Annotated in this window: 10 protein-coding genes; 5 read left to right on the forward strand and 5 right to left on the reverse strand. The window is 47.2% G+C overall.

All coding sequences use genetic code 11. The features are described from left to right. Positions 1-139: 139 nt before the first annotated feature. Entirely contained in the window at positions 140-544 is a 405-nt protein-coding gene (gene zapG, locus Xbed_RS12465) for a Z-ring associated protein ZapG (protein ID WP_086113247.1), read from the reverse strand. 349 nt (positions 545-893) lie between these two features. On the opposite strand from zapG, the gene zapE reads away from it, so the two are divergent. The 5 genes from zapE (at position 894) to sspB (ending at position 4,696) form a co-directional block, all read left to right on the forward strand. After that, complete coding sequence (zapE, locus tag Xbed_RS12470; RefSeq protein ID WP_086113248.1) at positions 894-2,039, forward strand: cell division protein ZapE; 1,146 nt, start codon at positions 894-896, stop codon at positions 2,037-2,039. Positions 2,040-2,298: 259 nt separating this feature from the next. Continuing rightward, positions 2,299-2,727: a 50S ribosomal protein L13 gene (gene rplM / locus Xbed_RS12475; protein ID WP_038259580.1), complete on the forward strand. Its 429-nt coding sequence runs from the start codon at positions 2,299-2,301 to the stop codon at positions 2,725-2,727. Between the two features lie 15 nt (positions 2,728-2,742). After that, positions 2,743-3,135 carry a 30S ribosomal protein S9 gene (gene rpsI, locus Xbed_RS12480; protein ID WP_010847761.1) on the forward strand — a complete coding sequence of 131 codons (393 nt, stop codon included), beginning with the start codon at positions 2,743-2,745 and terminating at the stop codon, positions 3,133-3,135. Positions 3,136-3,559: 424 nt separating this feature from the next. Next, positions 3,560-4,201 carry a stringent starvation protein SspA gene (gene sspA / locus Xbed_RS12485; RefSeq protein ID WP_074023381.1) on the forward strand — a complete coding sequence of 214 codons (642 nt, stop codon included), beginning with the start codon at positions 3,560-3,562 and terminating at the stop codon, positions 4,199-4,201. A gap of 3 nt (positions 4,202-4,204) precedes the next feature. Further along, positions 4,205-4,696: a ClpXP protease specificity-enhancing factor gene (gene sspB, locus Xbed_RS12490; RefSeq protein ID WP_086113249.1), complete on the forward strand. Its 492-nt coding sequence runs from the start codon at positions 4,205-4,207 to the stop codon at positions 4,694-4,696. A 227-nt stretch (positions 4,697-4,923) separates the two neighbouring features. On the opposite strand, the gene Xbed_RS12495 is transcribed toward sspB, so the two are convergent. From Xbed_RS12495 to gltB, 4 genes are all read right to left on the reverse strand, one after another. Further along, positions 4,924-5,433, reverse strand: coding sequence for a hypothetical protein (locus tag Xbed_RS12495; protein WP_086113250.1), 510 nt, complete (start codon positions 5,431-5,433; stop codon positions 4,924-4,926). 313 nt (positions 5,434-5,746) lie between these two features. Further along, the gene (locus tag Xbed_RS12500) at positions 5,747-7,189 is read right to left on the reverse strand and encodes an FAD-dependent oxidoreductase (protein ID WP_086113251.1); all 1,443 of its coding nucleotides are present in this window, start codon (positions 7,187-7,189) and stop codon (positions 5,747-5,749) included. 281 nt (positions 7,190-7,470) lie between these two features. After that, positions 7,471-8,475 (reverse strand): IS110 family RNA-guided transposase, encoded by a 1,005-nt coding sequence (locus tag Xbed_RS12505; protein WP_086113252.1) that lies wholly within the window; start codon positions 8,473-8,475, stop codon positions 7,471-7,473. 146 nt (positions 8,476-8,621) lie between these two features. Then, complete coding sequence (gene gltB / locus Xbed_RS12510; RefSeq protein WP_086113276.1) at positions 8,622-13,079, reverse strand: glutamate synthase large subunit; 4,458 nt, start codon at positions 13,077-13,079, stop codon at positions 8,622-8,624. Positions 13,080-13,685: the final 606 nt, after the last annotated feature.

Below are 13,685 nucleotides of genomic sequence, written 5' to 3' on the forward strand. Positions count from 1 at the left end.
ATGGATTCGATGCTGTTATGACTACTGATTATTCAGCAAAGTTCACTAATAATGTAGTTTCAAAGAATTTATTTACAGGTATTTACGTGAATTCACGCTTGATGAGCCGTGATATCCCATGCTACCACGGCAAAAAAATTTATTGTTTTTTATCTTGGATAGGGCGGAACAGGCCGGACGCGCCCTCAGAATAATCGCGGGGAGGCTTGTCCGATGCCACTTTATTTTTCACGGCGTCGGGTTCACTCAGGCGATAATTGAAAGGATTATCTTGTATTGGCATATCAGGCGTCAGTTCGTTGGAACTTTTAGCCATGTGTTGATATAACTGACGATAATCGCGAGCCATATTATCAAGTAACTCAGCGCTGCGGGAGAAATGGCTGACCAGCTCTTTGCGGTACTCGTCCAACTCCGCCCGGTTTTTCTCCAATTCTGCTTGTAGTTCATTTTGTTGGCGTAACTTTGAGCTGCCAAAACGGGCAGCCAGCGCGCCGACGATAAAACCAATGATTAATCCGATCAGTGCATATTCCCAAGTCATGGCAACTCCTTTAGTCACACCATTGTTCTACAATATCATTACTACCACTATAACCGTTAATTTAGTCAGAGTGGAATATTGATTATTAATTAATTTATGCATCATCTAATGTGTTAATTTCATACAGATTTGCTAGGGTATGCAGCAATTATATCCGATAGATTTCAAGTTGTGGCACCGCCAACAAGCAAAAATATGTAAAGAAACCGGGTAACGGGCCATCATCCCTGTAGTAAGTCATGGGGGGTGAGAAAACAGATAATGAACTGAAATCAGAGGAGTTTGGTGCGACTCTTATCAGTATGTGATACATGCCGGGAATAAAAAATTTTTAAGGATTATGACTTCCATGTTACCGATTACACCTTCATCTCTCTATCAATCTGCGTTGTCTGAGGGGCAGTATCAGCCTGATGATGTGCAGCGCAATACGGTTGCACGGCTGGATACGCTTCATCACGATATGATGAATGCCAGTCCGGGGCATTCTCCCCAGCCCAATGGTTTGAAAGGCATGAATAGTCTGAAAGGCCTGTTTGGCCGGTTCTTTGGCCGACAAGCCCCTGGGCCGCGTCGTCCTGTTCAGGGGCTTTATATGTGGGGAGGTGTTGGGCGTGGGAAAACATGGTTGATGGATATGTTTTTCCAGAGTTTGCCCACAGAGCGAAAACTGCGTCTCCATTTTCATCGTTTCATGCTGCGGGTACATGAAGAGTTAACTGCTCTGCAAGGGCATGAAAATCCTCTGGAAGTCGTGGCTGACGGTTTCAAGGGGCAGACGGATATACTCTGTTTCGATGAGTTTTTTGTTTCTGACATCACGGATGCCATGATCCTCGGAACTTTGCTGGAAGCCCTGTTTGCGCGGGGCATTGCATTGGTCGCCACATCCAATATTCCACCTGATGATCTGTACCGGAATGGATTGCAGCGCGCCCGGTTTTTGCCTGCCATTGAGCAAATAAAAAAATATTGCGATGTCATGAATGTCGATGCGGGCATTGATTATCGGTTGCGGACGCTCACACAAGCACACCTCTATTTGACGCCATTGTCGGAAGAAAATCGGCAGGAGATGCGCCACATGTTCCAACGTCTGGCTGGGCGAGAAGGCGAACCGAATCCGGTCCTGGAGATTAATCATCGCAGTATGCCTGCCATCAGTAGTGTGGATGGGGTATTGGCTATCCACTTTAAAACTTTGTGTGAAGATCCCCGCAGCCAGTTGGATTACATTGCATTATCGAAACTTTATCATTCTGTACTGCTGCATGACATGCCAGTCATGACTGCCTCAGATGAAAGTGCTGCACGGCGCTTCATTGCACTGGTTGATGAATTTTATGAACGGCATGTGAAGCTCATCATCAATGCAGAAGTCACAATGGAACAGATGTATCAGGGGGAATTATTGACGTTTGAGTACCGACGCTGCCGATCCCGATTACAAGAAATGCAAAGCGAGGAGTACCTGAAACTCCCCCATTTACCCTGATCTATTTATTCTTGTGGAGGAAGGCAACATCGGCCAACGGGATAATTATTGAATTTGGGGTCGATTTTTTATGATGACTTCTCTATAATCTTGCGACCCCACGTTACAGCAGAATTTTTTTTCCCAAAAAATCTGCATTAGTGCCGGCATAGGCTATTCGAAGGGGTAGGTTTGCTGGACAAGAGTCGTGTGAACCTCAAAAACAGTTTCTGAACATCGAGTGTTCACCAACGTGTAACTTATAATTGGGTAAGCTTTAATGAAAACTTTTACAGCTAAACCAGAAACCGTAAAACGCGACTGGTATGTTGTTGACGCAGATGGCAAAACATTAGGCCGTCTTGCAACTGAAATAGCTCGTCGCCTGCGCGGCAAGCACAAAGCGGAATATACTCCGCACGTTGATACTGGTGACTACATCATTATTGTTAACGCAGAAAAAGTTGCTGTAACTGGCAACAAACGTGCTGACAAAATTTATTATCACCACACTGGCCACATCGGTGGTATCAAGCAAGCGACCTTTGAAGAGATGATTGCCCGCCGTCCTGAGCGTGTCATTGAAATCGCGGTTAAAGGCATGCTGCCAAAAGGGCCACTGGGTCGTGCAATGTACCGTAAACTGAAAGTTTACGCGGGCAGCGAGCACAACCACGCGGCACAGCAACCACAAGTTCTGGACATCTAATCGGGATTATAGGCAATGGCTGAAAATCAATACTACGGCACTGGTCGCCGCAAAAGCTCTTCCGCTCGTGTCTTCATTAAGCCAGGTAGCGGTAACATCGTAATCAACCAACGCAGCCTCGAAGTTTACTTCGGTCGTGAAACTGCGCGTATGGTTGTTCGTCAACCTCTTGAGCTGGTTGAAATGCTGGGCAAACTGGATCTGTACATCACTGTTAAAGGTGGTGGTATTTCTGGTCAGGCAGGCGCAATCCGTCACGGTATCACCCGTGCACTGATGGCTTATGACGAGACTCTGCGTTCTGATCTTCGCAAAGCTGGCTTCGTTACTCGCGATGCTCGTGAAGTTGAACGTAAAAAAGTGGGTCTGCGCAAAGCACGTCGTCGTCCACAGTTCTCCAAACGTTAATTTATTGCCACCCTTGTGGCATTGGATTAAAGTTGAAAACCCGTCATTCAATGGCGGGTTTTTTTTACATCATGAGATTTTTACTCTTCGATAATGCGCTATTTTTAGGTAAAAAATAGCATATTAAAGAAACAAATCTTCAGACTCCAATATTTCATCATTAATTCTCGATGTACTTCCCCACAAAATGTGCAAAATCTGGTAAACTAGTAACAATTTTTTGCCTTATCCATGAGTTTGCCTGATTTGGCAGAGGTATACCCAAGGGATTTCAAGATGCAGCCAACACAGCGGTAACTTGAAAGATGAAGGGATAGATAACCTCGGATAATAAGTGCGAAACAGGATGAGAATATGAGCGAGAATAGCCGCTGTTCATTGAGGGGCTGTTCGTTCCTTTTTTTAGATAAACTTGGAGGTTTTCATGGCTGTCGCTGCCAACAAACGTTCGGTAATGACTCTGTTTTCCGGCCCGACCGACATTTTTAGCCATCAAGTGCGAATTGTACTGGCGGAAAAGGGGGTCAGCGTTGAGATTGAACACGTTGAAGCAGGTAACTTACCTCAGGATTTGATTGATCTCAATCCTTACCAATCGGTTCCTACCCTCGTTGATCGTGAGCTGACTCTGTATGATTCTCGCATCATTATGGAATATCTGGATGAGCGTTTCCCGCATCCACCACTCATGCCTGTGTATCCCGTCGCTCGTGGCTCCAGCCGCCTGATGATGCATAGAATTGAAAAAGATTGGTATTCCCTGATGTACAAAATTCAGGAAGGGAGTGTTCAGGAAGCTAATGCAGCACGGAAACAGCTTGCTGAAGAATTGCTGGCTATTGGGCCTATTTTCAGAGAAATGCCATTTTTCATGAGTGAAGAATTCAGCTTGGTAGACTGTTACCTGTCTCCGTTGCTGTGGCGTTTGCCTGTTTTGGGTGTTGAATTGTCAGGCCCTGGTGCAAAAGATCTTCAAGTCTATATGCAGCGCGTATTTGAGCGTGACGCTTTCTTGGCTTCATTGACGGAAGCAGAGCGTGAAATGCGTTTACAATCACGGAGTTAATTTATGGAGATGACCCAAATGTCTCCACGTCGTCCTTATCTCTTGCGAGCACATTATGAGTGGTTGTTGGATAATGAAATGACCCCGCATATTGTTGTGGATGTTAGCTTGTACGGAGTCAATGTTCCGCTGGAATATGCGCAGAACGGGCAAATCATCCTAAATATCTCGCCCAGGGCAGTTGGTAATTTGGAATTGACTAACGATGAAGTCAGATTCAATGCCCGTTTTGGTGGCGTAGCCCGTCAGGTTAATGTCCCAATGGCGGCGGTTCTTGCGGTTTATGCCCGTGAAAATGGTGCAGGCATGATGTTTGAACCCGAATTCGCCTATGAAGGGGATATCGAGTCAGAACAAACAGACTCGCCGGTAGCCGATAATCTGGTACTTCTCCACGACAATAAAATTTCTCGTGGCAATGATTCACCAGATGATGAGCCACCTCAACCGCCTCAGCCACCAAAAGGCCGCCCAACATTGCGTGTCGTAAAATAATTGCGTGTCGTAAAATAATTGCGAAGCGAACTATATACTCACTGGATTTCAAGATGCAGTCAACAAAACTGCAACTTGAAAGACGGCGAGCATATATATCAACCCAGATTTCAGCGCATAAAGCAGCAGTTTGAAGTATGAAAGGGATAGCAATAATATGAAAATAAAGGAGATCTTATTCTCCTTTATTTTTTAGAAAGTTATTTTTTAGAAATGTTTATTTGGCATTAAAAATAAGTACTGGACGATTTCTCAAGTTCCCACAAGCAATTTTCAATATTATCCCAATTTTTTCTAAGATCAGACTTTTCAACGGTTTTTAGGCTACGCAGCGCATTTTTAGCGAATGTTTGCTTTTGCGCTAATCCCGTTATCGTAGTAGGAATATGACAGATATCCATGAATGAGATCGTGCGATGCTTGCTTGTCAGCGCTAATACTTCGGTGGGATTGTTAACTAAAGCCAGTGATAGGGCATTGATGGTCTGCTTTGTGAACTCTGGATGGAGATTGGGGGATAATTTAAAGGCCACCTTTAGCCATTGGCTATCACCTGTTGATATGTTATGAATAATCCTGCTCCAATCCCGCCTTTCGCCTAATTCAGCTACAACAGAGTTCACCCCTCTTTCCTGCAACTGCTGCATAATTTCTTCGGGTGTAGATAATCCGGCAGCCGAGGGAAAACTTATCAAGGATATCAAAGATAAGAAGAGTATCTGTGTAGGTAAGCGCATATTTCTTCCTGTTATTATCATTTTAATGTCTTTTAATTCATTGCTATTTAATCAGTAACACCATGAGATTTTTTCTGCGAAAAAAATGAACCTTGTTGCTGTATTACGGTATTGCACTCTTGTTGTATTGCTGTAACGAGAGGGTGATTAAATTGGAATATTTAACTTTAGGATATAAGAATAGTCGCATAAATCCAAAAAATACAATCAACATGGTAGTAAGAAAAAAATAAAAAACAGGAATTTTTTAACTTATTGAGATTTTCTCCGGCAAAAAGCCGGAGAAGTGATTGGAAGGATGAAGGGGGAGGGATTAAATACTATTTTGCAAGGTAATCGGGTCTTCAAGGTAATCAAGAATGCCGGACGCGGCTTTTCTGCCTTCAGCGATGGCGGTGACGACTAAGTCAGAACCACGCACAGCATCTCCGCCTGCGAATATTTTGGGGTTGCTGGTCTGGAAAGGTAACTCACTGGCGTCCGGGGCGACAATGCGTCCTTTTTGATCGCGTTCGACCTGATGTTCATCCAGCCAGCTCATGGTGTGAGGTTTGAAGCCAAATGCCATAATCACAGCATCCGTTTCTATCAGGAATTCGGAACCTTGAATGATTTCGGCTTCTCGACGGCCTTTTTCATTCATGGCCCCAAGCTGGGTTTTCACAACTTTGACACCACACACTTGCCCACGACTGTTAACCTCAACGCAAATGGGCTGGAGATTGAAACGAAACTCAACACCTTCCTCTTTGGCATTTTTCACTTCCCGGCGGGAACCCGGCATGTTTTCTTCATCCCGCCGATAGGCACAGATAACACTGGCAGCCCCTTGGCGAACCGAAGTGCGGACGCAGTCCATTGCCGTATCACCCCCTCCCAGAACCAAAACACGTTTACCTTTCATATCAACATAAGGTTGTTCTGGCAGAGAGGGATAACCCATCAGTTGACGAGTATTGGCGATTAAAAAAGGCAGGGCATCATAGACCCCGTCTGCATCTTCGTTTTCCAGCCCACCGTGGATGGATTGGTAAGTGCCAACGCCGAGAAATACGGCATCAAACTCTTTTGTGAGTTCGGTCAGCGTAATGTCTTTACCTATCTCTGTATTTAAGCGGAACTCGATACCCATCTCGGAAAACATCTCACGGCGGCGGATCATCACCTCTTTTTCCAGCTTGAAAGCGGGAATGCCAAATGTGAGCAAGCCACCAATTTCAGGATGACGATCATAAACCACCGCTTGTACACCGTTACGGGTCAAAACATCTGCACAGGCCAACCCTGCCGGGCCAGCCCCAATCACCGCGACACGTTTGCCTGTCGGGGTTACCTGCGACATATCGGGTTTCCAGCCCATAGCGATAGCCGTGTCGTTAATGTAGCGTTCGATGTTACCGATGGTAACCGCCCCAAAGTCATCATTCAGCGTACAGGCCCCTTCACACAGGCGATCTTGCGGGCAAACCCGACCGCAGACTTCTGGCAGGCTGTTAGTCTGGTGTGATAATTCTGCGGCTTCAATGATGCGCCCTTCATTGGCGAGTTTCAGCCAGTTTGGAATATAGTTATGGACAGGGCATTTCCATTCACAGTACGGGTTACCACACGCAAGACAGCGGTCTGCCTGTGCTTGTGCCTGAATTCCTGAAAATGATTCATAGATTTCTACAAATTCTATTTTTCGGATTTTCAACGGTTTCTTCGGCGGATCGACACGCTGTAAGTCGATAAATTGATAAACATTCTGACTCATTATTGACTATATGAACGCATCCCGTTTGCAAGACAAAAGTGACGTTGACATCGACGGTAGGTTGCAGCTCTATATCCGGCCTTATTGCAGCCGGGGCTGCGGGCCTCGATGTAATCCGCTGACTGGCTCCTCATTCTCCTGACGAGCTTTACGCTCTGTCAATCATTCAGGTTTAGCCAGTCACGGTCTTACCTGTCTTTGTCATCATTTATTTTTGCCTCAGCACTCTTTCTGCATCCATCCTTGTGGTTAAAAAAGTTAAGGTTGGACAGCGAAACGCCTCAATAAGGCCTGACACTGACGTAATCGTTTTGGTATTCCCGCTGATGGGCTATCAGCGCCCAAACGGTACGGGCCAGCTTATTCGCCATCCCCACGATTGCCACACAGGCCGGGCGCCGTTTTCTCAGTTCTGTCACCCACGGCGACGGCGTTTTCGTGAGCAAAGTGGCGGCTCTTGCACCGTGGATAAAGAGGGTTCGCAGATAGACATCCCCGCGTTTACTGATCCCCCATAATTGGGTCCGCCCCCCCGTTCCCGTTTGTTTCGGTACTAATCCCAGATAGGCGGAAAATTCTCTGCCCGACCGGAAAGCACTGGCTTCTCCCATCGTGGCAATCAGGATGCCGACACCGGGAATTTTCATGATCCGCTGGCAATCGGCATTTTGTTTTGCCCACGCAATCAGTTGCTTTTCCACCTGTTCAATTTGTTCATCGATGTCGTTCAGACGGTGATATTGTTCTTCCAGGAGGTCAAGCAGGAACGGGGCCAGTTTTTCCCTTAACCGCTCAAGCACTTCCGGCATCGCTTTATCTAGGGAGGCTCTTCCCTTATGCAGGGTTTCACCAAATTCCAGCAGCAAACCATGTAACGCATTGATTTGCGCGGTTCTGAATTTCACTAATTGGCGGCGCATTCGGTGTAATGACAAGATAGCCTGTTGTTCTTCGTTTTTGACCGCCACCGATTTACCGGGTTGCTGAACGGCCATCCAAATGGCCCGGGCATCCATCACATCGTTTTTGTTTCCCATCCGGAATGCTTTGACAAATCGGGCCTGAAGCAAACGCACTTCATGGCCTAGCTTCCTCAGTTCCCGCGCCCAATAATGCGCACCGCCACAGGCTTCCATGCCAATCAAGCAAGGCTGTCGGTTACTGAAGAACGTTAAAAAATCACCTCGTCGCAACTGCTTATCAATGACTTCACCGGTATATTCATCAACAAAATGAATTTGCATCAAATGTTTTGCAATATCGACGCCAAAAGGAGTAAATTTCATGAGTGGATCCTCCAGTCATCAGGGAGCGACAGGCTCCCACATTTAGGCACTATAAGGCCGGAAATCTGAGAGGATCCACACCTCATCTCTCAATTCCAGCACAATGCCGATGGCTAAGTGGGTGGGATGCGTTCATTACATTCTCCTTACTGTGCCTGAACCCGCAATTCCGCTGAAGAACGGCTACGGTGTCCCAACAACGCGCTGATATCACTGGATTTAGGCTTAACCAGCGCAAACTTATTGACCCATTGTGACCAATTCTCCAACAGGCTTTCACCCTGTTGAGAACCCGTCAGACGGACATGTTCGGTGATTAATCCCCGCAGGTGCTCCTGGTGAATGGTCAGGGAGCCCATGGAGAGGACTTCCACCAGCTCAGGATTAACCCGTTTGCGGAAATCATCGGATTCATCAAGCACATAAGCGAACCCGCCAGTCATGCCAGCCCCGAAATTGACGCCGGTACTGCCAAGAACGCAGACAATACCGCCCGTCATGTATTCACAGCCGTTATCGCCGATCCCTTCAATCACCGTGAGGGCGCCGGAATTACGTACTGCGAAGCGTTCACCGGCACGTCCGGCGGCAAACAGTTTTCCACCTGTGGCACCATAAAGGCAGGTATTACCGATAATGGTGGCTTCGTGACTCTTGAATGCGGAACCAACCGGAGGCCGGATGACGATCCGTCCTCCGGCCATCCCCTTACCGACATAATCATTGGCATCGCCGGTTAAGGTCAGTTCAACCCCACTCGCATTCCAGACACCAAAACTTTGCCCTGCTGTACCGGTGAAATGCAGTTTGATCGGATCGGCCGCCAGCCCCTGATCGCCATATCGTGCCGCAATCTCACCAGAGAGCGATGCACCTACAGAGCGGTCGGTATTTTGAATGTCAAAATAGAACGTTTTACTCTGCGAATTTTTCACATAAGGCATGGCGTGAGTCACGATTGACTTATTCAACTCACCGTGATCAAAAGGCGGGTTATCTTCGGTGCAATATAAATCTTTACCTGCATGAGGCGTGGCGGTTTCCAGCAACGGCGCAAGATTGAGCTTGCTTTGCTTGGCAGAAATCCCTTCAAGGATATCCAGTAAATCGGTGCGGCCAATTAAATCAATGAGTTGTCTCACACCTAATTGTGCCATCAGCTCCCGTGTTTCCTGCGCAATAAAGCGGAAGTAATTGATGACCCTTTCCGGCAGGCCGTGATAGTGAGATTGACGCAGTTTTTCATCTTGTGTTGCTACACCTGTCGCACAGTTATTTAAGTGGCAGATACGCAAATACTTACAGCCGAGGGCCACCATTGGGCCAGTCCCAAAACCAAAACTTTCCGCCCCTAAAATAGCGGCCTTGATGATATCCAGACCGGTTTTCAACCCCCCATCAACCTGAAGGCGGATTTTATGGCGCAGCCCATTGGCAACCAGTGCCTGTTGGGTTTCCACCAGTCCCAATTCCCACGGACAGCCGGCATATTTTACCGAAGACAGGGGACTTGCCCCGGTTCCACCGTCATAACCGGCAATGGTAATCAAGTCGGCGTAGGCTTTGGCGACACCGGTGGCGATCGTTCCCACCCCCGGCTCAGAAACTAATTTGACCGAAATCAGCGCCTTCGGGTTCACTTGCTTAAGATCGAAAATCAGTTGAGCCAGATCTTCGATGGAATAAATATCATGGTGCGGTGGCGGAGAAATCAGCGTGACACCCGGTACGGAGTAGCGCAATTTAGCGATATAAGGGGTGACCTTATCCCCCGGTAACTGACCGCCTTCTCCCGGTTTTGCACCTTGTGCGACCTTTATCTGGATCACATCGGCGCTGACCAGATACGCGGGTGTCACGCCAAATCGTCCAGACGCAACCTGCTTAATGCGGGACACTTTTTTTGTGCCGTAACGAGCGGGATCTTCCCCGCCTTCGCCGGAATTGGAGAACCCCCCCAGTGCATTCATCGCTTCTGCCAGCGACTCGTGGGCTTCAGGGCTGAGTGCACCAATCGACATGGCGGCGGTATCAAAACGCTTGAACAGTGCTTCGGCGGGTTCAACATCCTCAATGGCGATGGGTTCACCCTTAGGGGCAATGGCCAGTAAATCCCGCAGCGTCGTGACAGGCCGTCCGTTCACCAGGGCTGTGTATTTTTGGTAATCGCTATACTTGCCACTGTGAACCGCAGCCTGCAATGTGTTAACGACATCGGGGTTATAAGCGTGATATTCCCCATTATGAACATATTTCAGCAGCCCTCCCTGATCGATGGGATGGCGATGTAACCACGCCCGTTTGGAAAGGTTACGCAGGTCTTGCTCAAAATCACTGAAATCCGCCCCTCCAATCCGGCTGACCACACCATTGAAACAGATATTCGTCACATCCGGGTGCAGACCGACAGCCTCGAATAATTTAGAACAGCGATAAGAGGAGATGGTAGAGATGCCCATTTTGGACATAATCTTATACAACCCTTTATTGACACCGTTGCGATAATTCAGCATAACGCGGGCATAGGGCGTATTGATTGTGCCGTCATCCACCATTTTACCCAGTGATTCATACGCCAGATAAGGGTAGACAGCGGTAGCACCAAAGCCGAGCAAGACAGCAAAATGATGCGGATCACGTGCACTGGCCGTTTCTACGATCAAATTGGCATCGCAGCGCAGGTTTTTCTCAACCAAACAGTGCTGGATGGCACCGACAGCCATCGGAGCAGGGATGGGCAGTTTCTCTGATGAGATATTGCGATCGGATAGCACCAGCAATACCGCGCCATTGCGGACGAGTTCTTCTGCCCTTTCACATAAGGTGGAAACGGCGTTCTTAAGGCTGGTTTCCTGTGGATTGAAAGTCAAATCCAGTGTATCCGCACGATAGTAGGGTTCTTGCTGTGTCGTAAGCTGCACGAAATCTGAATAAAGCAGAACGGGAGATTCAAAACTCAGCCGATGTGCCTGTCCTTCCGCTTCACAAAAGACATTCATTTCCCGCCCGATACGGGTAGCCAATGACATCACATGGGCTTCGCGCAGGGGATCGATGGGAGGGTTGGTGACTTGGGCAAATTGTTGGCGGAAATAATCGTAGATGATACGCGGGCGGCTGGAAAGGACGGCAAACGGCGTATCATCCCCCATTGAGCCTGTGGCTTCCTGGGCATTTTCGCCAAGGGTACGGATAACCTGATCCAGTTCCTCGCTGCTGTAGGCAAATTGCTTGTGATACGTTGCCAACCGCCGATCATCCAAATCCCGCTGGCCGACCTGATCTTCCGGCAACTCCTCAAAGGGCGTCAAACGCTTAACATTCTTTTCCAGCCACTCTTTATAAGGATGTCTGCCTTTCAAATCATGATCAGTTTCAGCGGAATGCAGAATGCGGCCTTCATAGGTATCTATGACCATTAACTCACCCGGCCCGACCCGGCCTTTCTCCACAACTTCATCGGGCTGGTAATCCCAAATCCCGATTTCAGAAGCACAGGTAATCAGCTTATCCGTGGTGATCACATAACGGGCAGGACGCAAGCCATTGCGATCCAGATTACAGGCCGCATAACGTCCATCAGAAATAACGATGCCGGCCGGGCCATCCCACGGCTCCATATGCATGGAATTGAAATCGAAGAATGCGCGCAGGTCGTCATCCATATCCGGGTTATTCTGCCATGCCGGTGGAACCAGTAGTCGCATGGCGCGAATTAAATCCATGCCGCCATTGAGGAACAGTTCCAGCATATTATCCAATGAACTGGAGTCTGAGCCGGTTTCATTAACAAAGGGGGCTGCGGTATGCAAATCAGGGATCAGCGGTGTACGGAACTTATAGGCTCTGGCCTTAGCCCATTCACGGTTGCCCGTAATGGTATTGATTTCCCCGTTATGGGCCAGATAACGGAAGGGTTGCGCCAGAGGCCAACGGGGAACCGTGTTAGTTGAAAAACGCTGGTGGAACAAACAGATAGAAGATTCCATCCGTAAATCAGCCAAATCCGGATAGAAACGCGGCAAATCAGCCGCCATGCACAGCCCTTTATAAATCGTGACCAGATTAGACAGGCTGCAAATATAAAAATCGTGGTCGGTGATCCGTTTTTCTATGCGGCGTCGGGCAACAAACAACCGACGTTCCAGATCTTGTGAGCGCCATCCCGCAGGGGCATTGATAAAAATTTGCTCAATGCGGGGGAGGCTTGATAGGGCAATCTCCCCCAAAACATCGCGATTGATGGGAACTTCCCGCCAACCCACAATGGATAAGGTTTCGTTTTGTAATTCTTGTTCAATAATGTCACGGCATGATTGCGCTATTTTGGCATCCTGACTCAGAAACAACATGCCGACCGCATAGTTTTTGGCCAGCCGCCATGACTGCTCGCTGGCAACCATTTGAAAAAAGCGATCGGGCTTTTGCATTAATAAGCCACAACCATCGCCGGTTTTTCCATCCGCTAAAATCGCGCCTCGGTGCTGCATCCGAGCCAAGGCATGGATGGCTGTACGCACCACTTTGTGACTGGGTTCTCCTTCAATATGTGCGATTAACCCAAAACCACAGTTATCTTTTTCCTGCAAGTTATTAGACAACATCTTATTATACAACATTGTAATGCTCCCCAAGTTCTGTCCAACTCTCACATCACTCGCGAGATGATATCGATATGTTATTTTCTACAGGCGTCTGATTTGCGCCCTCAGTCAAACGCCACTTGTTTTTATTGGCAATAACAAGTTTATTGGCAATAACAAGCGGTAAATCAAAAGGATGTTATGTCATGTTGTGTCACTGCATATATTGTGTCACTGCATATATTGTGTCACTGCATAAATATGAGTCGGGGGATTATCCGACAGGTGATTTTCAGTGAATTCCCAACTTAGCGATAAAAAGAGGGCAGGTCAAATCGTATTAAATCAGGTTTTTTGCGAGGTTAATTTAGTTATCAAATTGAATTTAATCGATAAATAATGCTGTTTTGTATTTTGTGACCAAGATCATAGGGTTGATATGATGTGAGCTATATCACTAAAATTACCACATTATCTATTTTAGATATGCTTTGAAATGTGATTTAACTGGAATTTAAATCTTGTTTTTTGAAGAATGATAGAATTATATTGTGTATTTTTGGAGTGACAAGGATAAATAATTGATTGTTTTTTGTTCCAAAAAATAAATTGAAAGTTTGAGTGAAT

The sequence above is a fragment of the Xenorhabdus beddingii genome (genome assembly GCF_002127545.1).
Taxonomy (GTDB): domain Bacteria; phylum Pseudomonadota; class Gammaproteobacteria; order Enterobacterales; family Enterobacteriaceae; genus Xenorhabdus; species Xenorhabdus beddingii.